Genomic DNA, 21993 nt, shown 5'->3' on the forward strand with positions numbered 1-21993 from the left:
GGAGCACCTTTTTCTAATACACAGCCTCTTCCGTTTCCGCATCGAAAAAGACGACGTGGTCCATTTTCACTGAAAGCTGGATTGAATCGCCTGCATCGATTCGCGTGTTTCCGTCCAGGCGGACCTTGAGCCGCTCGTCCCCAGCCATGACATGCACTATGAGCTCCGAGCCCAGATTTTCATTCACTTCCACCTTCGCTTGAAACACTGAATCAAACAACTGGTCATTTCCTGTCATTTGTGTGATGTGCTCCGGCCGTACACCGGCAATCATCTGTTCTCCGGTATATCCCTTTTCCTTCAGCCGCTTTGCTTTTTCTTCAGGAATATGAAGCCGGATCGAAGAATTTGTGAAAAACAGCTCGCCATGCTGCTGTTCTATGATGCCTTTCAAAAAGTTCATCCCAGGAGAGCCAATGAAGCCTGCGACAAACAAATTGGCCGGGTAATGATAAATGTCATGAGGTTTCGCCACTTGCTGGATTTCCCCTTCATTCATGACGACAATCCGATCTCCCATAGTCATTGCTTCGGTCTGGTCATGCGTGACATAAATGATCGTTGCCTCTAATCGCTGGTGCAGCTTGCTGATTTCTGTCCGCATCGTCACTCTTAGTTTTGCATCCAGATTAGAAAGCGGCTCGTCCATTAAAAAGACCTTCGGCTCCCTCACAATCGACCTGCCAAGCGCCACCCTTTGCCGCTGCCCGCCGGAGAGCGCCTTCGGTTTTCTCTTCAGCAAATGTTCAATTTCTAAAATTCTGGCTGCCGCATGAACCCGCTCGGCAATTTCCTGTTTCGCCATCTTTCTGAGCTTTAATCCAAACGCCATATTATCAAAAACCGTCATATGCGGATAAAGCGCATAGTTTTGGAATACCATCGCAATATCACGTTCTTTCGGCGGAAGATCATTGACCCGCTCCCCATCAATAAGAAGATTTCCTTCAGAAATGCTTTCTAATCCAGCCACCATCCGCAGCGTTGTTGATTTTCCGCATCCTGACGGCCCCACCAGCACCAAAAGCTCCTTATCCTTTACATCTAAATCAAAGTCCTTCACGGTTAATTGTGAGTGATATGATTTTTTGACGTGTTCAAATGTTAATGAAGCCATCAGAAAAGTCCCCCTATCTTTTGACCCGTTATTTCGTCACTGGAAACAACTTGGTCTTTCTGTTATTTTTAGAGTAATCGATTCCCATTTTTGCTATATTTCTAAAATAAAAAATGTAAATTTGTATTATAACGTCATAATACATTATAATATAAATAATAGGTTAAAAGGAGGCTACCCTTTGTTAAACAACGGAAGTTCTACACCTTTATACATTCAGCTAAAACAAATCATCACTGATGACATCAAAAAGGGCGTGTATTCCCCAACCGCCAAGCTGCCTACCGAAAACGAGCTTTGCACCAAGTATAACGTCAGCCGCATCACCGTCAGGAAAGCCATTCTCGATTTAGTCGAAGAAGGCTATCTGATCAGGCAGCAGGGAAAGGGAACGTTCGTTAAAAGCCCTAAATTAAAACGAGAGCTGATCGCTGTAAACGGCTACTCGGAATTTATGGAATCAACCGGCAAAAAACCGAAGCATCATGTGCTGTCCCATGACATCATTCCAGCGTCAAAACCCATCGCCGAAAAGCTTCAAATCCAACCCGAGAGCCCTGTGGTTGAATTAAAACGGATTTTATATAATGATGATCAGCCTCTCACCTTTGAAGTGACGCATTATCCGCTTGATTTGTTTCCCGGCATTGATACCTTTATTGCTGACGGCGTATCCATGCATGATATTTTGAAACAGCAATACAAAGTTGTACCCACGCACAATACGAAGCTATTAAACGTTGTATATGCCCAACTGGAGGAAAGCAAATACCTGGATTGTGATATCGGGGATGCGCTGTTTGAAATTGATAAAACGGCTTTTACATCAAACGACCAGCCAATCTATTGCTCATTGTTTTTGATGCACACAAACCGTGTCACTTTTACCATCAACAGCCCCTACACATAACAGGCATAAAAAACGAGACACTGCTTATAGTATTCTCGTTTTTTCACTGCTTCCCCCGTCCTCCAAGCGATAAGGATAGCCATAGCCGAAAGCTCCATACACACCGCATGTTTTCGCAGCCGTTTCAGCAGCCTGGCGCAAAGCATACGTTATATCCTGCTTCACGCAAAAGGCAGTCAAAAAGCCTGCTATAAAAGAATCTCCCGCTCCAAGTGTATCTATTATATCAGCTTCCACAATCGGCTGATGATAGACTCGATCACCCGCAGACAGGATTGCTCCTTGGCCCCCTCGGGTCATACAAACCATTTTGGCTCCGTACCCATGAGCTGTTTTGGCAAGCTCACCGCATTCCGACTCACTCAAATCGCTTCCTGAAAAAAACGCATACGTCACATAAGGACAGACCCTCCTCAAATAATCATCCTCCCGATTGGTTGAAAAATCAAATGAGACAGGGACCAGCCCGCACAGCTGCGGAAGATCGTTCTCAAGCCTGCTGTACACGCTCGTATGCAGCAGATCATGCCCGCTGATAAAAGATACATCTTTCTCCTGAAACGCGAGGCGAAGCCGGGACTGAATGCCGCCTTTATTTGATCTGACAAAAATGCGGTCCCCCTGTTCATCAAGGGTGACAATCGCCATCCCGTTTTCTCCGTGCGCCTGGCGGATATAATCTGCATTGACCTGCTCCAGCTTGAGAACGTTCAACAGATGTGCCGCGGCTTCGTCATTGCCGACGATTCCGATATAGGAAGACTCATGCCCGAGCCGCTTGGCAAGCACAGCAACGTTTAAGGCATTTCCTCCCGGGTAGAATGTTTCTTGATCCTGGTAATAATCTACAACATTATCTCCAACCGCAATCAATTTCATAGCGCTTCCTCCTTTATCCTTTTACACTGCCGCTTGCAATTCCGCGGACAAAATATTTCTGCATCAATAAAAATAGAATAATAATCGGCGCGGCTGAAATCGTTAACCCCGCCAGCAGGACGCCCCAGTCTGTCTGCAGCGCGTCTCTGAACTGCATCAGCCCGGCTGGAATGGTCCGTAAATTCTCATCATCTATGAAAATAATCGCAAACATAAACTCATTCCATGTATGGTAAGCCGTCAAAATGCCGGATGTCACCAAAATCGGCACGCTCATTGGTAAGAAAATTCTGAAAAATACTCCAAAACTTGTACACCCATCCAAATAGGCCGCCTCCTCCAATTCTTTTGAAATAGAAAGAAAATAAGAGCGGATCAAAATGATGGTGAATGGGATCCGATAAGCCGCATACGGCAGGATTAACGCCCAATACGTATTGTACAGGCCCAGCGACTGAATAATAGAATAAAGCGGCACAAGACTGACCTGCGGCGTCAGCATCAATCCGCCAAGACATAGCACCAAAAAGAATCCTTTTCCTTTAAACTCAAACCGGGAAAGGCCATACGCTGCCCATGCACTGATAAAGACAGTGATCACACACGTCAGCGCCGTAACGATGACACTGTTCATAAAATAAGAAGAAATCCCCTGATTCCAGGCGGAAACAAAATTTTCCGGATGCCACGAAGACGGCAGCGACCAGCTGTGCTCAAAAATATCGTCAGAGTTTTTAAAGGCGCTCATCACCATCCAGAGAAGCGGATAGGCAATCGCAATCAGATAAAGAAACAGAAAAACCCACACAGACGTTTCTCCGATATACCATTTTCGTCTAGGCTTTCTTTTCACCTCAATGTGCTGGTCAGGCACCGGCTCCAATCTGAACGAATCTGTCTTCTTCTGAGGCAGCATCAGTTACTCCTCCTTTCCGGTTTTAAAGAACTTCATTTGCATGAGCGATAATGCAAGCGTAATGATTAACACGACAGTGGCAATCGCTGAGGCGTAGCCCATCATATCCTTTGTAAAGGCGCTTTTATATAAAAACGTGCTCAAGACTTCTGACGCGTTTCCCGGCCCGCCGCCTGTCAAAATGTACGGCTCATTAAAGACCGTAAAGGCCCCGGTCAGCGTCATGACCACCGCAACAAAAGACATCTCTTTCGTCTGGGGAACAGTAATATGAAAAAACTGCTGAATTTTACCCGCGCCGTCAAGCCGGGCCGCTTCATACAGTTCATCCGGTATTTTTTGAATCGACACGATGTACAGCATCGCAATATAACCGACAGATTGCCACTGGGACACAAAAATGACAGAAAGCATAGCTGTGCTGTCATCCCCGAGCCAGGCCCTCGTCAGCTGATCAAGACCGATGGCCTGAAGCAGCTGATTCAAAAGCCCTGTCTCCGGATTGTAAATAAAATCAAACAAAAGCGCGATCACCGTCATTGAGATGACAACCGGCAAAAAGAAAACGGTACGAAAAAACGGCGACCATTTTCTGACCAGCTTATCCTCAAGCACCGCCGCCAAAATCAAACCGCCAAATACCTGGCATACAATTGAGATCACTGCATAAAGCACATTATTGGTAAGTGCCTGATAGAAGACAGGATCATGAAATAATTCAACATAGTTTTTTAAGCCGATAAACGTTTTTTCCGGAGAAAATGAGCTCCACTGAAACAGGCTGAGGAATACATTCTCAAAAATCGGGATATAAACGAAAAGTAAAAAAACGAGAGCGGGCACCAAAAACAAATAGGGGATTATTTTATTCTGATTGACCAAGGGTATCTCATCTCCTTTATAAAAAGAAAAGGTGCGAAGCTTCACCTTTTCTTTGATTTATTCAGCTGACGCCCTCACCTGCTTTGCTGCCTTTTGAACGGCTTTCATCACCTGCTGCGGTGTCATGTCGCCGCCAAGCATTTGCTGGACGCCTGTTAGGTACGCATCTGCGACTTCAACATCGACATCCATATCAAACCATGGAACCATTGATTTGGCATCAACAATATGCTGAACGGCTTCACGCTGAATAGCTGTTGCATTTTCTTCAGTAGCCGTACCTTGCACTGCACTGTATTTCCCGACATCTTTCACGAGCTTTTCGCCCATTTTTTTCGACGTCAAGAACTGCAAAAATTCCATTGCTTCCTTCGGATGTTTTGTTCTTGAGGAAATCATGAATCCTTCCGGCGCTCCCGTTAACGCTTCTGAAGATCCTTTCTGCCCGCTGATTTCAGGAAATGGGAACATCCCGAGATTAACCGGTTCAACCAGCTTGATTTCCGCTGTTTCCGCATATATCATCGCCGACTTTCCGCTCTTAAATTGCTGTCTCACATATTCGTGGTCGACGGAGTTTACATGTTTATTAAAGTAAGGCATCAGCTCTTGAAGCTTTTCAAGTGCTTTTACGTAGCCTTCATCAGTAAATTCACCCGTTTTGGCGTTATAGTCCTTGTCTCGCGTTTTTTCATCGACCATCCGCTGATTAAGCGTGCCGATATAGTGCGAGATTGTCCAAGTCGCCTTTGTTCCGAAGCTGATCGGTGTGTAGCCATGTTCTTTCAGCTTTTTTGACACATCGATTAATTCATCCCACGTCTTCGGGGGATCAAGATTCAGCTTTTGGAAAATGTCTTTATTATAGAAGAATGATTTAGCGTCCATTTGCCACGGCACGCCATATTGCTTGTTTTCATAAGTAAATGGTGTAATTTGCGATTGAACGAGCTGTGATGACCAATCGGTGTCATTTTTGTAGTAGGACGAGAGATCAAGTGCTTTATTGCCTCTGATAAATTTAAAAGCAAACTCATCGCTCCAAGAGAAGTAAATGTCAGGAGGGCTGGTGGTTCCCAGCATGACCTTAATTTTATCTTTATAGGAGTCATTTAAAACGGCTTCAATTTGAATATCGATATCTGGGTGTTCTTTTTCAAATCCCTTAACAACCTCTTCAAAATAACTTTTTTCCGGCTCCTTCGGCCATCTGTGGAAAAATTTCAATGTCACCTTTCCGTCCGCTGAACTGCTTTGGCTCGAACAGCCTGCAATGGTGAGCATACTGACAGCTGCAATGATCAAGAACAACAACATTTTCTTCAAAGGGTTGGCCTCCTCTGGACATTAGACTATAATGTTATATAACATTATAGTCTAATGCATAATGGTTCCTCATTTTCAGATCAATACTCAACTTTCCACATGTATCTTCTATGAGATAAAGGATGATTTCTCGCCTCTGCCAGCTCGTCTGCATAGCTTCTCAGCACACGATTGAGAACGAGCGGAGCAAGATAGCCTTTAACTGAATCGTCAATTGCAGTGAAGTCGTAAGATGCAGCATCAAGCACAGTGAGCTTTTTGCCATACTTTTTCGAGAAGGTAAGCGCCCGCTCTTCAAGAGGTCTTGTTTCATCTAAACCGAGCAGGATGATAAACGGCACGGATTCATCAATAATTTCAAACGGTCCGTGAAAATATTCTCCGGCATGAATGGCGTGGGAATGAATCCATTGCATTTCCATGAGAATGCAGATGCTGTAGGAGTAAGCGACACCGTAGTTTGCACCGCTTGCCATGGTATAAATAATGCTTTCTTTTTCATGGGCTTTTGCAAATTGCTTGGCGTTGTCAGCTTCCTGCTTAAGGGCTTTTTCATATACAGCCTGCAATTGATCTAAGCCTTCAATTGCTTGCTCAAATTTCGTATTGTTTTCTAATACTTGCAGGGTGCCAAAAACGATTTGATACAAAACGCCATAGTTTGTATTGATCGCAAGCGCCTCATCACCCCAATCGTACTGGGCAACATATTGCGCTTCCTGCGCTAAAGGAGACTCCGGTTTAAATGTCATCGCAATCGTAAGTGCACCCTTGCCCCTTGCAAACGCAGCAGCTTTGACTGTCTCCGGGGTATTTCCCGAATGCGAGCACAAAATAACAAGAGACTTTTCACCAAGCTGAACAGGGTTGCGCTGAATAAATTCGTTGGCGCTGTAGAGGTCGGAGTTTATTGATTTTGACTCTCTGTCAAACACATACTTACTCGGATACATAATGGCAGAAGACCCTCCGCATGCGACAAAGAATACATGATCAATGGTTTTCCCTTTCAAATCCTGCAAGAAAGCTTGAACCTCACGATTTACTTTTGCTGTGGCCTGACTCAAATCCTTCACTCCCCGTTTTTATTATATAACGTTATATAACATTATATATTGTTATATTAAAGTCCGCGGGTAGGATTGTCAATATTATTTTCTGAAATTTCTCAATAATTTATTCGAATGACAGACAAATGGTCTATATGCGAAAAAATGCCCAAATCAAAAGCCAGAACTTGACTTAAGCTCTGGCTTCGCTGTTCAATCCGCAGACTGACGTCTTATTTAAAAAATACCTTGTCTATATTGTACTTTGAGTGCTGTGTATTGATGATATATGTTTCGTAAATCTCTCTTTCCATTGGATCATCAACTACACATACCTCGATTTTATAGACTTCATCTCTGTGATGTTTGATCGGTGAAACAGTGTCTTCGAAATGCTTCTTAATTCTCTGTCTTAACTTTCTGGCTTTACCGACAAACAGCAGCTCGTCATGAATGTTGTAAAACATAAAAATGCCGCCTTTGTCCCTTGGGATCTGGTGAAAGTCGATGAATCCGTGAATCGGTTTTATCTTCGGCTCGTTATCATTAGCTGACTGCTGTCGTTCAGTGATGGTGACATTCGGTGCGGGTATATCAATTTTTATCAAAATCAGTTCACGTCCTCTTTTTCATTAAAGATAAATGCTAACACATACAGAAAAGAAAAGCTAGAACAGCTTTATTATATTTGTTTGTTATGCTCTTGCTTATTATGCAAGTGCTCCGGCTGGATCATAAGGACTAAGGTCTAATTCTGTCTGCTTTCCGAGAACTAGCTTTGCGAGCTCTGCACCTAAGAACGGCCCCATCGTCAGTCCAGAAGCGCCCAAACCGTTAGCAGCGTACAGGCCTTGAACATTCGGCACTGCCCCTATGACCGGCAGAAAACCCGGTGTAAACGGCCTGAAGCCCACTCTTGTTTCAACAGCAGCCGCATCAGCAAGACCCGGTGCAACGGCTAACGCTTTGCTCAATACTTCGTGCTGGCCTCCGGCTGTCACACGAAGATCATCAAGACCGGCATCGTTTTCGTGTGTGGCGCCGGCTACAATTCTGCCGTTATCAAACGACAGAATGTACTGATCACTCGGCGGCATTACAACCGGCCACGATCCTATATCTGCATCTGTCATTTCAAAATGCATAATCTGCGCTTTTTGAAATGACACTTGAAAATGAATGCCAAGAGGCTTCAATATCTCATTGGCCCATGCTCCCGCCGTCACAATGACCGCGTCAGCCGCAAACTGCTTTGTATCTGTTTGCACGCCGGTGACTGTTCCGTTTTCAAAAAGCAAGGACGCATTTCCTTTGATGACCGTTGCGCCGCGTTTCTCTGCAGCGCTTAAAAGCGACCGGCACAGCGCTCTTCCGTTCACACGGGCGGCACCGCTGATATGAACCGATTCATAGCCGTCAGCTAAAATCGGAAACAGCTTTTTCGTTTCACTTGCAGACAAGCGGGTAATGTCGCCGATTTCCGGCGCATCCTCCCGTCTCTTATACGCCCTTTCCTCCATTTTATCGAGTTTAGACGCGTCAGTATGAATGCTGATGGCACCGACACGTTTGTATCCTGTATCCGATTCACCGTCTTTTTCCAATTGATGGATTAAATCCTTATAGTACCGCGCTCCCCCCTTAGCAAGCTGGTACCAATCCTGATTACGGCGTTGCGAGAGCCATGGACAGACGATCCCCGCCGCCGCATCAGTCGCTTGTCCCGGCTCTTTCCGATCAATGACAGTAACGCGAGCGCCTGATTTTGCGAGATGATAAGCCGTCGACGCGCCCAGAATCCCTGCGCCGACGATGATGTACGATTTCATATGCAAACACCTTTTCTATTATAATGTCTATTCATTTTACCAAATAGAATGCTTTCCTTCGACCTTTTGCCCTAATGTGGAAAAACCGCGAAGTTCGTCCAATCTCTTTACTCTCCTATCGAATATCCTGTCACTATCAATAGAGAAAGGATGATACCATGAGCGAAAATCGTCATGAAAATGAAGAAAACAGACGCGATGCGGCAGTCGCAAAAGTCCAAAACAGCGGTAATGCAAAAGTCGTGGTCAGCGTGAATACAGATCAGGATCAGGCACAGGCGCAGTCACAAGACGGAGAAGACTAATGAACGAAAACATCATTCCTCTCAACAGACATACTCAAGAGATACCCACTACTGAATCTGTTATCAAAAACAGCGGCAACTCAGAGGTCCATATCGACATTCACATTGATACAATGCCAATTGCTTTTGCTATATTATGCTCTGCATTAGCCGCAAAGCAGATGACAAAAGAGGAATTCGATATGGCTTATACTCAATTGCGAGAGATGAACAGAGAAAATAACAGCAGATCATCTGTAAAGCAAATTATCAATCAGGAGACAGAAGAAGAGTAAAAAACCGCGGCCCCTGTGGCCAGCGGTTTTTCTTCTGCATACAAAAAGGACGCGACTGAATCGGTTACTTCTGTACAATTTGAATAAGGTTACCGCTTGTATCGTCGAAGACAGCTATTGTGACTTCGCCCATTTTTGTCGGTTCCGTCGTAAACATCACGCCTTTTTCCTTTAATCGGTTGTACTCTTTTTGAATATCTGCAACGCCAAACATTGTGGCCGGGAGGCCTTCGGAGAATATCTTCTTTTGATACTCCTTGGCGGCAGGATGTTCATTCGGTTCGAGTAAAAGCTCGGTTCCGTCTTGATCATCTGGAGAAACAAGCGTTATCCACCTGAATTTCCCCATGGGAACATCCTCCTTTTTTACAAACCCCAGTTTTTCTGTATAGAACTTCAGTGCCTTGTCTTGATCTTGTACAAATATACTGGTAACAACGATTTTCATACTGTTTTTCCCTCCTTCGATATGAATGAAGCATGGTACTATGCTAACAATCTGGCTACAAGCAAAACAACCCACACATTTATCAGAGGCCCTGTTCTGATTTTATAAAATTATTCTATCCATCCTTTGAGCAAATTTTTAAGCGGTTCGTTGTTGAATATAAGTACTCGATATTTTCCCTTTCGTTTTGATGTTACGAGTCCTGCATCCTCCAGTACAGAAAGATGTTTAGCTATCGCCTGTCGCGTAATAGAAAGGTCGTACTTTGTAATAAGACGTATCGTAAGTTCATACAACGTCAGCTCGTTGCGTTCAGATAATTCGTCTAATATAAGCCGACGAGTCGAATCGCCGAGTGCTTTGAATATAGCGTCTTTGTTCCAATTCATATATTGAGTATAAGCAACTCATTAGTTGCATGTCAAGTATAAGCAACTGTATGGTTGCGTGATATAGGAACTGAACCTATCCGACGCAGGTCTGAAATATTCTAATCGATAAGGACTTAAAACCATCAAAATAACAGTGGATATGTCTCTGAAAAATAAAAGAAGACGAACTTCAAAAGTTCGTCTTCTACAATCAAATTCGGCACGCCGGCCATTTTAAAATTAATAACTATCTCTAAACCCCTTGATAAACAAAGGGGTTTTCATCATTAACCGATAGAACCTTCCATTTCGAACTTAATCAAACGGTTCATTTCAACTGCGTATTCCATTGGAAGCTCTTTTGTGAATGGCTCGATGAAGCCCATTACGATCATTTCAGTTGCTTCTTCTTCAGAAATACCGCGGCTCATCAAGTAGAAGAGCTGCTCTTCAGATACTTTAGACACTTTCGCTTCGTGCTCCAATGAAATGTTATCATTTAAGATTTCATTGTAAGGAATTGTGTCTGAAGTTGATTTGTTATCCATAATGAGCGTATCGCACTCGATGTTAGAGCGGGCGCCTTCCGCTTTGCGTCCGAAGTGGACGATTCCGCGGTACGTTACTTTTCCGCCCTGTTTTGAAATCGATTTTGATACGATTGTAGATGATGTGTTTGGTGCAAGGTGAATCATTTTCGCACCTGCATCCTGATGCTGGCCTTTACCCGCAAGAGCGATAGAAAGCGTCATACCGCGCGCGCCTTCGCCTTTTAGGATACAAGCCGGATATTTCATTGTCAGCTTAGAACCGATGTTGCCGTCGATCCATTCCATTGTTGCGTTTTCTTCACAGACTGTACGCTTTGTTACAAGGTTGTAAACGTTGTTCGCCCAGTTTTGGATCGTTGTATAACGGCAGTAGCCGCCTTTTTTCACGATGATCTCAACGACCGCACTGTGAAGTGAGTTTGTTGTGTAAACAGGCGCAGTACAGCCTTCAACATAATGAACGCTTGCTTCTTCGTCAACAATGATCAGTGTACGTTCGAACTGACCCATGTTCTCAGAGTTGATACGGAAGTAAGCTTGTAGCGGTGTTTCAACCTTCACGCCTTTAGGCACGTAGATGAAAGAACCGCCGGACCAAACAGCTGAGTTAAGCGCCGCAAACTTGTTATCAGTCGGCGGGATTACTTTTGCCCAGTGCTCACGGAAAATATCTTCATTCTCTTTCAGCGCGCTGTCAGTGTCTTTAAAGACGATGCCTTGTGCTTCAAGATCTTCTTTCATGTTGTGGTATACAACCTCAGATTCGTACTGAGCAGAAACACCCGCAAGGTATTTTTGTTCAGCTTCAGGAATACCGAGCTTGTCGAATGTTTGTTTAATTTCTTCAGGAACTTCATCCCAAGAACGCTCTGAACGCTCAGACGGTTTTACGTAGTACGTAATTTCGTCAAAGTTCAGTGAGTTTAAATCTCCGCCCCATTGAGGCATCGGCATATTGTAGAAATGCTCAAGTGATTTCAAGCGGAAGTCAAGCATCCATTGAGGCTCTTCTTTCATGCGAGAAATTTCTTCTACGATTTCTTTTGTCAATCCGCGCTCTGAACGGAAAATGGAAACGTCCTTGTCGTGAAAACCATACTTGTATTCACCAATATCAGGCATTTTTTTAGCCATCCATTTTCACTCCAATCCTTTTAATTGCCGCCTTCTTCTTTCGCGACTCCTTTTTCAAGTGCTTTCCATGACAGGGTTGCACATTTGATACGGGCAGGGAATTTTGAAACGCCTTGAAGGGCTTCAATATCCCCGAGATCTATAGAATCATCATACTCTTTCCCTTGCATCATATCCGAGAAAATCTTAGACATGGAAAGGGCAGTTTCAATATCTTTCCCTTTAATCGCCTGAGTCATCATCGAAGCGGATGCCATTGAAATGGAACAGCCTTCCCCTTCAAACTTCGCATCTTCCACGATGTCTCCGTCAAGCTTCATTGTCAGTCTGATGCGGTCGCCGCATGTCGGATTGTTCATATCCACGACAATGCTGTCATTTAAAACCCCTTTATTTCGCGGGTTTTTGTAATGATCCATAATCACCTGTCTGTACAATGTATCTAAGTTTGCATTAAAAGACATTTGTAAAATACTCCTTTGTCTTTTGAAGAGCTTCCACAAGCTTATCAATCTCTTCCTCTGTATTATACAGATAAAAGCTTGCTCTTGCAGTAGCAGTTACATCCAGCCATTTCATCAGCGGCTGCGCACAATGGTGGCCGGCTCTGACTGCAATTCCCTCCGCATCAAGCACAGTCGCCACATCGTGCGGATGAACATCATCAAGGTTAAATGTGACAAGCCCGGCACGCTCTTCCGGCCCGTAAACCGTTACGCCGTCAAGCTGGCGGAAGCGTTCAAGCGCATAAGCTGCAAGCTTGTGCTCATGGCGGGAAATCTCATCAAGACCGATTTCTTCGAGAAAATCAATGGCGGCACCGAGGCCGATTGCTCCTGCAATAATCGGCGTACCCGCTTCGAATTTCCACGGAAGCTCTTTCCAAGTTGATTCATAAAGCCCGACAAAGTCGATCATTTCACCGCCGAATTCGGCAGGCTCCATGTTTTCCAGCAGGGCTTTCTTTCCGTACAGCACACCAACACCGGTAGGTCCGCACATTTTATGGGAAGAAAGCGCAAAGAAGTCGCAATCGAGATCCTGCACGTCAATTTTCATGTGAGGCGTGCTTTGTGCACCGTCCACCACAATGACAGCCCCATTGTCATGAGCGATTTTCGCCATTTCTTTAATCGGGTTGACCGTGCCGAGAACATTAGATACATGAGACACCGCAACAATTTTTGTGTTGCTTGTGACCGTTTCTCTGACGTCTTCTAAAGAAATCGTTCCGTCTTCCTGCAGCGGAATATATTTTAATGTGGCGCCAGTTGCTTTTACAGCCTGCTGCCACGGAATGATATTCGCATGATGCTCCATGTAGGTGATGACCACTTCATCACCAGGTTCCAGGTTGGCGCGTGCATAGCTTAACGCCACCATATTCAGTGATGTGGTCGTGCCTTTTGTGAAAATAATCTCAGCCATTGACTTCGCGTTAATAAACTTGCGGACTTTTTCACGCGCTCCTTCATAACCATCTGTCGCTCTGGTTCCAAGTGTATGGACGCCCCGGTGAACATTGGAATTGTATTGGTTATAATACTTATCCAGTGTTTCAATGACAGCACGCGGCTTCTGGGAAGTCGCCGCGCTGTCGAGATAAACGAGATCATGTCCGTTCACTTGCTGATGAAGGATCGGGAACTGTTCACGAATATCTGTGATATTCATTACTTCACTTTCCTTTCGATAACAGAAACTAATTGTTTCTTAACGCCTTCAATCGGAAGTTCATTTACTACCGGTGCAAGGAATCCGTAAATGACTAAGCGTTCTGCTTCTTCTTTCGGAATTCCGCGGCTCATCAGGTAGTAAAGCTGAATAGGGTCCACACGGCCGACAGATGCCGCATGTCCTGCAGTTACATCGTCTTCGTCAATTAAAAGAATAGGGTTTGCGTCTCCGCGTGCTTTTTCGCTAAGCATCAGCACGCGTGATTCTTGCTCCGCATTCGCTTTAGAAGCGCCATGTTCGATTTTGCCGATTCCGTTAAAGATAGAAGAAGCGGAATCCTTCATCACACCGTGCTTCAAGATATAGCCTTCAGAAGCTTTACCGAAATGGATGATTTGTGTTGTGAAGTTTTCTGTTTGCTCTCCTCTTCCGACAACAACCGTTTTCGTATCGCCGTATGTGCCGTCACCGTAAAGGTTTGTTGTATTTTCGGAAATCGTGTCGCCGTCGTTCATCAGGCCAAGAGCCCACTCGATTTTGCTGTCGCGTCCGCGCGCAGCACCGCGGCGGTTCACATAAGTTGTCACACCGCTTGACAGATTATCCACCGCACCGTATGTTACGCTGGCATTATCACCTGTGATGACCTCACTGATAATATTGAAGACAGCGTCTTTCGGGTTTACAGTGCTGATGTAGTTTTCTACATATGTTACAGAACTGTGGTCTTCAGCCACAATCAGCACGTGGTTGAATAGAGCTGTATCATTGCTTTCGTGGACATAAACAGCCTGAACCGGCGTCTCCACCTGAACATTTTTCGGAACATAAAGGAATGCTCCTCCGTTAACAAGAGCCGCGTGAAGTGCAGTTAACTTATGTTCGTCAACTTTCACGCCGTCCTTCATAAAGTATTTCTCCACCAAGTCGCTGTGCTCACGTGCAGCAGTCAGAATATCAGTGAAGATGACGCCTTTGTCTTTCAATTCTTGAGAAAGAGAAAGATGTGCCGGCGTCTGGTCACGCTGTACGTATAATGTTTTATCTTCGTTTTCAATGTCGATCAGCGCTTTTACTTCATCAGTCAAATCTTCTAATGAAGAAAGCGGTTCGTTATCCACTGTATGCTTCGCGAAATTCGTGAAGTTCCAGTTTGTGATTTTTGTTTTGTCAGGTTTCGGCATCGGCAGATCCTCAGCTTGTTCAAGAGCCTGTAAGCGCAGGTTCTTCAGCCAGGCAGGTTCTTGGTGCTTTTCGGAAAAGCTTTTGAGATACTCCTGATCTACGGATAGTTTTGTACCTAGTGTCATATTAATCCCCCTAACGCTTACGCTTCTTGGCCAACAGTTTCGTCTTCAATGCCAAGTTCTTGTTTGATCCAGTCATAACCTTCTGCTTCAAGACGCTGTGCAAGCTCTGCACCGCCGGATTTTACAACGCGGCCTTGCATCATAACGTGAACAACATCCGGAGTGATGTAGTTTAACAGGCGCTGATAGTGAGTGATCATCAGGCAGCCGAAGCTTTCGCTGCGCATTTTGTTGATCCCTTTTGATACAACTTTCAAAGCGTCAATATCAAGACCTGAGTCAATTTCATCAAGGATGGCGATTTTCGGTTCAATCATCATTAATTGAAGGATTTCGTTGCGTTTTTTCTCCCCGCCTGAGAAGCCTTCGTTAAGATAGCGCTGAGCCATTTCAGGGTCCATTTCAAGGAACTCCATGTTTTCGTCCATTTTGCGGATGAATTTCATGAGAGAAATTTCATCGCCTTCTTCTCTGCGCGCGTTGATTGCTGAGCGAAGGAAGTCGGCATTTGTCACACCGCTGATTTCACTTGGGTACTGCATTGCAAGGAATAAGCCTGCCTGCGCACGCTCGTCCACTTCCATCTCCAGTACATCTTTGCCGTCAAGCGTGATGCTGCCTTTTGTTACTTCATATTTAGGATGCCCCATAATAGCAGCTGATAAAGTGGATTTACCAGTTCCGTTCGGGCCCATTACTGCGTGGAATTCTCCACCTTTTATTTCAAGGTTTACACCCTTTAAGATCTCTTTCCCTTCGATTTCAACGTGAAGATCTTTGATCGTTAATGTTGAAGCAGCCATATCTATACCTCCAAAAATATATAATCATTATTCTCATTTTATTCTCATTCTAATTTTATAACAAATGAAAAGTAAATACAACTTTTTATCGTGCCTAGCACATTCCTCAAGTTTAACAAAGATCAGCACTTTATTAAAGCGATTGAAAAAGAAAAAGAGTGGATTCCCACCCTTTTTTAAAAGATTGATTTTCTCAATAAGCTCCCGCAGAAATCCGCTTGCTTTTTTCGTAATCAAGCTCTCTCTGCCGCTCTACTTTCATTCTTGTTTCCAGCCGGCGTCCATATTCCTCGTATCCAATTCCGTGTGACAGCTGCATCGCTTTTTCCATTTCTGACGTATAATCGAGGTTCAGTCTGTCCTGGCTGCTGCAAATAATGAACCAATCCCTTCATATATTTGCTTTTTATTGTACCAGTGCTGCGTTGGATGCCGCAAAAACGATTTGGCGTGAAATAGCGGCAGATGAGACGAAAGCATCCTTTCAGAACAAATGAGAATGGTTTTTCGGAATATTCCTTCTCTTAATGCGTGGTGTTTCCGAATTCCTCAATGCACTGTTGAACGACTGTCACGCCTTGGCTGAAAGCTGCGCCGCCTCCAAATGCCGCTGCCACACTGACGGCTTCGAGAATGTTTTCTTCTGTCGCTCCCTGATCGAGACAGCCTTTTGTATGATAGATCATGCAATATTCGTCCTGAGCATTGATGGCAATTCCGAGGGCGATCAGCTGTTTTTCTCTTTCAGTCAGAGAATTCCCGGCAAAGCACTGTTCAGTAAATTCGTTAAATTTTCTTCCCATCAGCGGCATCTTTTGTTCAAATGTACCTAAACCATGTTTATATTGTTTTAACGCGTCCTGCATGCTTCCTCTGTCTTGATTCAAAGAAAATCCCTCCATCTGTTTAACATTCCTTTTTATTATGAACAGCTTTTAGGAAAATACGCGAAAAAAACCCCGGATTTCTCATCCGGGGTTTCAGTCTTATTCAGATACAGGAAGCACAGCTCCGTCGTATTTTTTCTCGATGAAGTCTTTGATCTTTTTAGAGTGAAGAACTTCCATCAGCGCTTTGATTTTTGCAGAATCTTCTTCGCCTTTTCTTACTGCGATGATGTTAGCGTATGGGTTGTTTTTCGTTGATTCTACTTCAATTGCATCTTTTTTAGGATTTAATTTATTTTGGATCGCATAGTTTACATTGATGAAGGCCGCGTCTCCTTCTTTGTTTTCATATGCTTTTGCCGTTAATTCAGGCGCCACTTTTTTGAATTCAAGGTTTTTCGGGTTTTTCTTAATGTCTTTCAATGTTGCGTCAATTGTTTCTACCTTAGAATCAAGAGTGATTAATCCAGCGTTTTCAAGCATTGCAAGCATACGTCCTTGTTCAGCAACGTTGTTTGTCAGAATGATTGTCGCACCGTCTGGAAGGTCTTTCAGTGATTTGTATGTTTTAGAGTAAATACCGAATGGCTCTAAGTGAACAGCGCCGGCATTCACAAGTTTGTAATCTGTGTTTTCTTTCATTTCTTGCTCAAGGTAAGGAATGTGCTGGAAGTAGTTCGCGTCCACTTCTTTATCAGCTAAAGCTTTATTGTACATTTTGTAATCACTAAGCACTTTCACTTTCAGCGTATAGCCTTTTTCTTTCAGCAATGGTTCAGCTTCTTTTAAAATTTCCGCATGCGGTGTTTTTGTTGCCGCAACGACAATTTCTTTCTTGCCAGATTCAGCGCCGTTATTCGAACCGCAGGCAGCCATAACTCCTGCAAATACAAGCAGTAATGCACCCAAAAATAGCTTTTTCAATGTAAATCCTCCCTTATCGTTTGTCTATAATATTTGTTATTAGATCACCGATGATTTGAATAATAAACACGATGATTAAAATAAACACAGTAGCAACGAAGGTAACATCAGCGTTATTAGACTGATATCCTTCTACGTACGCAAGGTTTCCAAGGCCTCCTGAACCAATGGCTCCGGCAATTGCCGTTGAGCCGATCAAAGCGATGGCAGTAACCGTAATGCCAGAAATAAGAGCAGGCATTGATTCCGGAATCAGCACTTTGAAAATAATCGTAGACGTTTTCGCGCCCATTGATTTAGCGGCTTCAATCACACCTTTATCCACCTCACGCAGCGCGATTTCAACAAGGCGCGCGTAAAATGGTGCCGAGCCGATTACCAGCGCCGGCAATGCGGCGTTTGGCCCTAAGATCGTGCCGACTAAAAATTTCGTAAAACCTAATAGTAAAATAATTAAAATAAGGAACGGAATCGATCTGAATATGTTAACAACGGCCGCAATCACAGAGTTGACCGCTTTATTCTGCCAGAGGCTTCCTTTGCTCGTCAGAAAGAGCAGCAAGCCGAGGATGACCCCGATGACAAAAGCAAACAGTAAAGAAATCAGCGTCATATAAAGTGTTTCATATGTCGCGTTCCATAATTCAGTTAAATCAACGTTCGGGAAGTATTTTTCAAACATTCGTGATCACCTCTGCTTTCACCTGTTTGTCATTAATGAATCGGATCACGTTTTGCACTTCTTCCTCGTCCCCGTCAATGTGGATGAACAGTGAACCGTAAGCCCCATCCTTCGTCTGCGAAATTTTCCCTTGCAGAATATTGACGCTGACATTGAAGTTTCTGATCATCTCTGTAATCAGAGGCTGTTCAGCTGACTCACCGACAAATGTGAGCTGAACCATTTTTCCTGATGCTGTATCATCAAGAAGGTGCTGAAGCGTCTCTTTCGTTTCTTCCGGCTCTGTCACCTGCTGAACAAATCGTTTTGTCATTTGTTCCTTTGGATTTTTGAAGACATCGAGAACCTCGCCTTCTTCGACCACCTTGCCGTTTTCCATGACGGCGACTCTGTTGCAGATTTTGCGGATGACATGCATTTCGTGCGTAATCAGCACAATCGTCAAACCGAGTCTTTCATTAATATCGGACAATAGATCCAGAATTGAATCTGTCGTTTGCGGATCTAATGCTGATGTCGCTTCGTCACAAAGAAGAACCTTCGGATTGTTTGCAAGCGCTCTGGCAATTCCGACACGCTGCTTCTGCCCGCCGCTCAGCTGAGACGGATATGATTTTTCTTTTCCTTCTAAACCTACCAGTTTAATCAGTTCATTGGCGCGCTTGATCCGCTCGCTCTTTTTCACTCCGGCAATTTCTAAAGGAAACATGATATTATCTCTGACAGTCCGCGACCAAAGCAAATTGAAATGCTGGAAAATCATACTGATCTCATGGCGTGCTTTTCTTAAACCGCGTCCATTTACTTCATTAATCTTGGTTCCCGCCACTTCCACGGTTCCTGAGGTTGGTTTCTCAAGGCCGTTCAGCAGACGGATTAAGGAACTCTTACCAGCTCCGCTATATCCTATAATTCCAAAAATCTCACCTTTTTTAATGGAAAGCGAGACGTTTTGGACAGCATTGACATCTCCATGTTTCGACTTGTAAACTTTTGAAACATCCTGAAGATTGATCAAAGCAATCACCTGCCTTAACACTATTCTAAGAAATCTTCCGGTTTTTTCTGCAAAAGAAAAGCCTTTCTGCACACTTGAGCAGAAAGGCTTATATAAAATGCCTTTCTCTCATCTTTCAAAGCTGAACGCTTCGTGTGAATTGGCACCATTTCAACAGTGTTGATGGTTGCCGGGCTTCATAGGGCACTTCCCTCCACCTCTCTTGATAAGAGAAATATATAGTCTTTTTCGTCCGGAAATTCTTAATGTAGAATAGCACGGCGAATGATTAAATGTCAATAAAATAAATGATGTCAACTTTTACTATTATAATAATTTATTATTTTTTAATTTTTTAAAATCCTCTGAAAAAATCCATTTGTCAGCCAGAGAATGGCTTCCAGCTTTAACAGGGCCCTGAATGACCCCTTTACTTTGAGGCTTCCGCTCTGAATAAGGTGCTGAAGGGAAATGTCTCCGTGCAATAAATCAATAATTTCCGTTTGGTTTCCGTAAAAGGTCAGGTTGGACGTTTGGGGCGGAGAAACTTTTTTCATTTCTCCCTGTTCGTTTATTGAGACGGTTAAGGCTTCTGCTTCTCCTTGGAAGGTAATGAGCAATGTTGAGGCATTCAAAAGGGGTTTTAAAAACAGATGCTGATACTCATCCTCTAAAACTTCCGCTTTCTCCATATGTACAACCTCCTATTTGTTGGTCATACATACACATTTCTCTCTTTGTCGCAAGAACCCCTTTATAAAACGAACGACAATTTCATTGGATATGCTGAGAAATATGTCATAAATGGGATGCGGAAGATGATTTTTGTTTGATCAGCTCATATAAATAAGAAACGGAATGAAATGCATATCCTCTTTCGACCATCTTTCCGCCTTTAAACAGCAGAAAACAAGGGACGCTTTCAATTTGATACGCTTTTGCGAATGTCGGAGAGTAATTGACATTGTTTTGATAGAAGGCGACATCCGGCAGCATTTCTTTCACCACTGTCAGCATTTTGCTTGCAAGCTGGCAGGTGCCGCAAAACGGAGTATATAAATATAGAAGGTACACATCATCTTCAATGTGATCAAGTTCGTGTTCTTGGAGTTCTTTCATGCTATACACCTCGGGACTTTCTTTCAAGAAAAATAGTATGGACATTCAGATTCGCACGCAGTAATACAGAAGCGACATGGTGCCTGGGCGCAGCCGCTACTTCCTTATAGGCTCTGTCGATATGGAGATGGCAGGCTTCATTAAATTCACGCTTCAGCTGTTTTCTCAATTTCTCACCTGATTCATCAGCATCAACTAATATATAGACGTCTTTATCATAAAGCTCGTCAGCCAATTCCTCGAGCCTCAGCTGGCTGATTGTTCCGTTTGTGCAGATAATGCGCACCGGTTCATTCAGGACGCTTTCGATTTTCTCTTTATCTGATTTCCCCTCGACAATCATAACCTTTTCCAGCTCATCCATCTTCATCTTGTTCACCTGCCGCGTCAAATTTGAAACGTTCAGATTGTAAAAGAAGGCAGTGAAATTCACCGCCAACATTAACACCAGCCGTTTTCGTAGTCACAATCTACATATTTTGCGTCGTCTCCAGAGACCACATCGGCTGTCTTATAAAATTTCTCATTTTCAAAGGAATAACCGGACTTAAGCTCATATTCATTCATGCTTGTCATTTGGCCGATCATCTCATTATCATGATATAACGAGAGCCGGCCATTTTGAAAGCGGCCTGTCACGTCATTGGTGACATCGAGCTTTTGTTTGTCGAAAGCCATATTGGACACCTCCCATAACGTTAGCGTGTCCAATTGCTTTTACGGCTATCCTGTTTTAGTCTTCTTGTGTCATCTCTTCGTATTGCTCTGCTGTCATCAGTTTTTCAATTTCAGAAGCGTCAGATGGCTCAACGACGATCATCCATGCTTTTTCGTACGGAGATTCGTTGACGAATTCCGGACTGTCATCAAGATCTTCGTTTACTTCCACAACCGTTCCGTTAATCGGTGCATAAAGCTCAGATACCGTTTTAACGGATTCAACACTGCCGAATGGCTCGTCCGCTTTGATTTCAGCGCCCACTTCAGGAAGTTCGACAAACACGATGTCGCCTAGTTCGGACTGGGCAAAATGCGTAATTCCGATTCTGGCTTTTTCTCCTTCAACTTTTACCCACTCGTGTTCTCCTGAGTAACGCAAATCTTTTGGTATGCTCAATTGAATCCCTCCATTTTTTACAGCACTACAATAAGAAGATACCACACTTTTCAAAAAAAATTTACATTAAGCCCAGTTTTCTTCAAATTGGTCTTCTTTAAATCCGACAGTCACTTTTTCGCCGTCTGTTGTAAGCGGGCGTTTAATTAGCATACCATCTGAAGCCAGCAGTTCGAGCTGTTCGTCCTCTGACATGTGATACAGCTTTTCCTTGAGATTGAGCTCGCGGTATTTCATGCCGCTCGTGTTGAAAAATTTCTTGAGATCCAGCCCGCTTTTTTCATAAAGCGCTTTTAATTCTTCTTTGCTTGGCGGCTGCTCAGCAATATGTATTTCGTTTATTTCTTTCCCATTCTCTTCAAGCCACTTCTTTGCTTTGCGGCACGTTCCGCATTTAGGGTACCAGTAAAAAGTTAACGACATCTTCTTCCCCCTCAATAAAATAATCGAGGTTATTTTAACACAGTTTGTTTTAAAAACCTAAA

29 protein-coding genes and 1 riboswitch are annotated in these 21993 nt (G+C 43.8%); of the genes, 3 read left to right on the plus strand and 26 right to left on the minus strand.

What is annotated here, in order from left to right:
• Nucleotides 1–13: 13 nt before the first annotated feature.
• On the minus strand, nt 14–1117 hold the full coding sequence (gene ugpC / locus MHI44_RS07040; RefSeq protein WP_116315894.1) for a sn-glycerol-3-phosphate ABC transporter ATP-binding protein UgpC: 1104 nt from the start codon (nt 1115–1117) through the stop codon (nt 14–16).
• A gap of 181 nt (nt 1118–1298) precedes the next feature.
• On the opposite strand from ugpC, the gene frlR reads away from it, so the two are divergent.
• Nucleotides 1299–2027 carry a transcriptional regulator FrlR gene (gene frlR / locus MHI44_RS07045; protein WP_015251281.1) on the plus strand — a complete coding sequence of 243 codons (729 nt, stop codon included), beginning with the start codon at nt 1299–1301 and terminating at the stop codon, nt 2025–2027.
• A 24-nt stretch (nt 2028–2051) separates the two neighbouring features.
• Here frlR and frlD read toward each other — a convergent pair whose 3' ends face one another.
• From frlD to MHI44_RS07080, 7 genes are all read right to left on the minus strand, one after another.
• Nucleotides 2052–2906, minus strand: coding sequence for a fructosamine kinase FrlD (gene frlD / locus MHI44_RS07050; protein ID WP_003228626.1), 855 nt, complete (start codon nt 2904–2906; stop codon nt 2052–2054).
• A gap of 13 nt (nt 2907–2919) precedes the next feature.
• Nucleotides 2920–3822: a carbohydrate ABC transporter permease gene (locus MHI44_RS07055; protein WP_014477909.1), complete on the minus strand. Its 903-nt coding sequence runs from the start codon at nt 3820–3822 to the stop codon at nt 2920–2922.
• Nucleotides 3823–3825: 3 nt separating this feature from the next.
• Nucleotides 3826–4704, minus strand: a complete 879-nt coding sequence (locus tag MHI44_RS07060) for a sugar ABC transporter permease (RefSeq protein WP_014477910.1) — start codon at nt 4702–4704, stop codon at nt 3826–3828.
• 57 nt (nt 4705–4761) lie between these two features.
• Nucleotides 4762–6030 (minus strand): ABC transporter substrate-binding protein, encoded by a 1269-nt coding sequence (locus MHI44_RS07065; protein ID WP_339203210.1) that lies wholly within the window; start codon nt 6028–6030, stop codon nt 4762–4764.
• 80 nt (nt 6031–6110) lie between these two features.
• Nucleotides 6111–7097: a fructosamine deglycase FrlB gene (frlB, locus tag MHI44_RS07070; protein WP_029318445.1), complete on the minus strand. Its 987-nt coding sequence runs from the start codon at nt 7095–7097 to the stop codon at nt 6111–6113.
• A gap of 215 nt (nt 7098–7312) precedes the next feature.
• Nucleotides 7313–7687 carry a nucleotide excision repair endonuclease gene (locus MHI44_RS07075; RefSeq protein WP_003228617.1) on the minus strand — a complete coding sequence of 125 codons (375 nt, stop codon included), beginning with the start codon at nt 7685–7687 and terminating at the stop codon, nt 7313–7315.
• 102 nt (nt 7688–7789) lie between these two features.
• The gene (locus MHI44_RS07080; protein WP_116315892.1) at nt 7790–8908 is read right to left on the minus strand and encodes an FAD-binding oxidoreductase; all 1119 of its coding nucleotides are present in this window, start codon (nt 8906–8908) and stop codon (nt 7790–7792) included.
• A 158-nt stretch (nt 8909–9066) separates the two neighbouring features.
• On the opposite strand from MHI44_RS07080, the gene sspG reads away from it, so the two are divergent.
• Entirely contained in the window at nt 9067–9213 is a 147-nt protein-coding gene (sspG, locus tag MHI44_RS07085) for an acid-soluble spore protein SspG (protein ID WP_003228613.1), read from the plus strand.
• On the plus strand, nt 9213–9488 hold the full coding sequence (locus MHI44_RS07090; protein ID WP_003243521.1) for a hypothetical protein: 276 nt from the start codon (nt 9213–9215) through the stop codon (nt 9486–9488). The genes sspG and MHI44_RS07090 overlap by 1 nt, the downstream gene beginning before the upstream one ends.
• Nucleotides 9489–9552: 64 nt before the next feature.
• Here the strand turns inward: MHI44_RS07090 and glxB are convergent, their stop codons facing one another.
• From glxB to MHI44_RS07180, 18 genes are all read right to left on the minus strand, one after another.
• Nucleotides 9553–9936 carry a methylglyoxalase gene (gene glxB / locus MHI44_RS07095; protein ID WP_029725903.1) on the minus strand — a complete coding sequence of 128 codons (384 nt, stop codon included), beginning with the start codon at nt 9934–9936 and terminating at the stop codon, nt 9553–9555.
• Nucleotides 9937–10046: 110 nt separating this feature from the next.
• Nucleotides 10047–10325, minus strand: coding sequence for a metalloregulator ArsR/SmtB family transcription factor (locus MHI44_RS07100; protein WP_015251274.1), 279 nt, complete (start codon nt 10323–10325; stop codon nt 10047–10049).
• Between the two features lie 269 nt (nt 10326–10594).
• Entirely contained in the window at nt 10595–11992 is a 1398-nt protein-coding gene (gene sufB / locus MHI44_RS07105; protein ID WP_003228608.1) for a Fe-S cluster assembly protein SufB, read from the minus strand.
• Between the two features lie 20 nt (nt 11993–12012).
• Nucleotides 12013–12456 (minus strand): Fe-S cluster assembly sulfur transfer protein SufU, encoded by a 444-nt coding sequence (sufU, locus tag MHI44_RS07110; protein ID WP_003222809.1) that lies wholly within the window; start codon nt 12454–12456, stop codon nt 12013–12015.
• Nucleotides 12446–13666 carry a cysteine desulfurase SufS gene (gene sufS / locus MHI44_RS07115; protein ID WP_015714668.1) on the minus strand — a complete coding sequence of 407 codons (1221 nt, stop codon included), beginning with the start codon at nt 13664–13666 and terminating at the stop codon, nt 12446–12448. The genes sufU and sufS overlap by 11 nt, the downstream gene beginning before the upstream one ends.
• Nucleotides 13666–14979, minus strand: coding sequence for a Fe-S cluster assembly protein SufD (gene sufD / locus MHI44_RS07120; protein ID WP_003228602.1), 1314 nt, complete (start codon nt 14977–14979; stop codon nt 13666–13668). Before sufD ends, sufS begins: the two co-directional genes overlap by 1 nt.
• A gap of 17 nt (nt 14980–14996) precedes the next feature.
• A complete protein-coding gene (gene sufC / locus MHI44_RS07125; RefSeq protein WP_014477918.1) occupies nt 14997–15782 on the minus strand; it encodes a Fe-S cluster assembly ATPase SufC in 786 nt (261 codons plus the stop codon).
• Between the two features lie 193 nt (nt 15783–15975).
• A complete protein-coding gene (locus tag MHI44_RS07130) occupies nt 15976–16113 on the minus strand; it encodes a hypothetical protein (RefSeq protein ID WP_003228600.1) in 138 nt (45 codons plus the stop codon).
• Nucleotides 16114–16306: 193 nt separating this feature from the next.
• Nucleotides 16307–16684 carry a carboxymuconolactone decarboxylase family protein gene (locus MHI44_RS07135; protein WP_014477920.1) on the minus strand — a complete coding sequence of 126 codons (378 nt, stop codon included), beginning with the start codon at nt 16682–16684 and terminating at the stop codon, nt 16307–16309.
• An 84-nt stretch (nt 16685–16768) separates the two neighbouring features.
• Nucleotides 16769–17593, minus strand: coding sequence for a methionine ABC transporter substrate-binding lipoprotein MetQ (metQ, locus tag MHI44_RS07140; RefSeq protein ID WP_021480560.1), 825 nt, complete (start codon nt 17591–17593; stop codon nt 16769–16771).
• A gap of 13 nt (nt 17594–17606) precedes the next feature.
• Nucleotides 17607–18275 carry a methionine ABC transporter permease MetP gene (gene metP, locus MHI44_RS07145; protein WP_003228593.1) on the minus strand — a complete coding sequence of 223 codons (669 nt, stop codon included), beginning with the start codon at nt 18273–18275 and terminating at the stop codon, nt 17607–17609.
• A complete protein-coding gene (metN, locus tag MHI44_RS07150; protein ID WP_003242531.1) occupies nt 18268–19293 on the minus strand; it encodes a methionine ABC transporter ATP-binding protein MetN in 1026 nt (341 codons plus the stop codon). Before metN ends, metP begins: the two co-directional genes overlap by 8 nt.
• Before the next feature lie 105 nt (nt 19294–19398).
• Nucleotides 19399–19505: riboswitch (SAM riboswitch) on the minus strand.
• Between the two features lie 114 nt (nt 19506–19619).
• A complete protein-coding gene (locus MHI44_RS07155) occupies nt 19620–19964 on the minus strand; it encodes an SCP2 sterol-binding domain-containing protein (RefSeq protein WP_003228587.1) in 345 nt (114 codons plus the stop codon).
• 106 nt (nt 19965–20070) lie between these two features.
• On the minus strand, nt 20071–20391 hold the full coding sequence (locus MHI44_RS07160; protein ID WP_003228585.1) for a thioredoxin family protein: 321 nt from the start codon (nt 20389–20391) through the stop codon (nt 20071–20073).
• A 1-nt stretch (nt 20392) separates the two neighbouring features.
• Nucleotides 20393–20755, minus strand: coding sequence for a toprim domain-containing protein (locus tag MHI44_RS07165; protein ID WP_015483668.1), 363 nt, complete (start codon nt 20753–20755; stop codon nt 20393–20395).
• Between the two features lie 77 nt (nt 20756–20832).
• Complete coding sequence (locus tag MHI44_RS07170; protein WP_003228581.1) at nt 20833–21069, minus strand: YusG family protein; 237 nt, start codon at nt 21067–21069, stop codon at nt 20833–20835.
• A 55-nt stretch (nt 21070–21124) separates the two neighbouring features.
• Nucleotides 21125–21508, minus strand: coding sequence for a glycine cleavage system protein GcvH (gene gcvH / locus MHI44_RS07175; RefSeq protein WP_003222781.1), 384 nt, complete (start codon nt 21506–21508; stop codon nt 21125–21127).
• 66 nt (nt 21509–21574) lie between these two features.
• Nucleotides 21575–21931: an arsenate reductase family protein gene (locus MHI44_RS07180; protein WP_339203214.1), complete on the minus strand. Its 357-nt coding sequence runs from the start codon at nt 21929–21931 to the stop codon at nt 21575–21577.
• Nucleotides 21932–21993: the final 62 nt, after the last annotated feature.

The organism is Bacillus sp. FSL K6-1366, assembly GCF_037976695.1.
GTDB classification, from domain to species: Bacteria; Bacillota; Bacilli; order Bacillales; family Bacillaceae; genus Bacillus; species Bacillus subtilis.

Excerpts from the sequence above, each read along its gene's own strand:
- ugpC (WP_116315894.1), bottom strand. The coding sequence starts at position 1,117 with ATGGCTTCATTAACATTTGAACACGTCAAAAAATCATATCACTCACAA.
- frlD (WP_003228626.1), bottom strand. The coding sequence starts at position 2,906 with ATGAAATTGATTGCGGTTGGAGATAATGTTGTAGATTATTACCAGGAT.
- MHI44_RS07055 (WP_014477909.1), bottom strand. The coding sequence starts at position 3,822 with ATGCTGCCTCAGAAGAAGACAGATTCGTTCAGATTGGAGCCGGTGCCT.
- MHI44_RS07080 (WP_116315892.1), bottom strand. The coding sequence starts at position 8,908 with ATGAAATCGTACATCATCGTCGGCGCAGGGATTCTGGGCGCGTCGACG.
- sspG (WP_003228613.1), top strand. The coding sequence starts at position 9,067 with ATGAGCGAAAATCGTCATGAAAATGAAGAAAACAGACGCGATGCGGCA.
- MHI44_RS07090 (WP_003243521.1), top strand. The coding sequence starts at position 9,213 with ATGAACGAAAACATCATTCCTCTCAACAGACATACTCAAGAGATACCC.
- glxB (WP_029725903.1), bottom strand. The coding sequence starts at position 9,936 with ATGAAAATCGTTGTTACCAGTATATTTGTACAAGATCAAGACAAGGCA.
- MHI44_RS07100 (WP_015251274.1), bottom strand. The coding sequence starts at position 10,325 with ATGAATTGGAACAAAGACGCTATATTCAAAGCACTCGGCGATTCGACT.
- sufB (WP_003228608.1), bottom strand. The coding sequence starts at position 11,992 with ATGGCTAAAAAAATGCCTGATATTGGTGAATACAAGTATGGTTTTCAC.
- sufU (WP_003222809.1), bottom strand. The coding sequence starts at position 12,456 with ATGTCTTTTAATGCAAACTTAGATACATTGTACAGACAGGTGATTATG.
- sufS (WP_015714668.1), bottom strand. The coding sequence starts at position 13,666 with ATGAATATCACAGATATTCGTGAACAGTTCCCGATCCTTCATCAGCAA.
- sufD (WP_003228602.1), bottom strand. The coding sequence starts at position 14,979 with ATGACACTAGGTACAAAACTATCCGTAGATCAGGAGTATCTCAAAAGC.
- sufC (WP_014477918.1), bottom strand. The coding sequence starts at position 15,782 with ATGGCTGCTTCAACATTAACGATCAAAGATCTTCACGTTGAAATCGAA.
- MHI44_RS07130 (WP_003228600.1), bottom strand. The coding sequence starts at position 16,113 with ATGGAAAAAGCGATGCAGCTGTCACACGGAATTGGATACGAGGAATAT.
- MHI44_RS07135 (WP_014477920.1), bottom strand. The coding sequence starts at position 16,684 with ATGGAGGGATTTTCTTTGAATCAAGACAGAGGAAGCATGCAGGACGCG.
- metP (WP_003228593.1), bottom strand. The coding sequence starts at position 18,275 with ATGTTTGAAAAATACTTCCCGAACGTTGATTTAACTGAATTATGGAAC.
- MHI44_RS07155 (WP_003228587.1), bottom strand. The coding sequence starts at position 19,964 with ATGGAGAAAGCGGAAGTTTTAGAGGATGAGTATCAGCATCTGTTTTTA.
- MHI44_RS07160 (WP_003228585.1), bottom strand. The coding sequence starts at position 20,391 with ATGAAAGAACTCCAAGAACACGAACTTGATCACATTGAAGATGATGTG.
- MHI44_RS07165 (WP_015483668.1), bottom strand. The coding sequence starts at position 20,755 with ATGGATGAGCTGGAAAAGGTTATGATTGTCGAGGGGAAATCAGATAAA.
- MHI44_RS07170 (WP_003228581.1), bottom strand. The coding sequence starts at position 21,069 with ATGGCTTTCGACAAACAAAAGCTCGATGTCACCAATGACGTGACAGGC.
- MHI44_RS07180 (WP_339203214.1), bottom strand. The coding sequence starts at position 21,931 with ATGTCGTTAACTTTTTACTGGTACCCTAAATGCGGAACGTGCCGCAAA.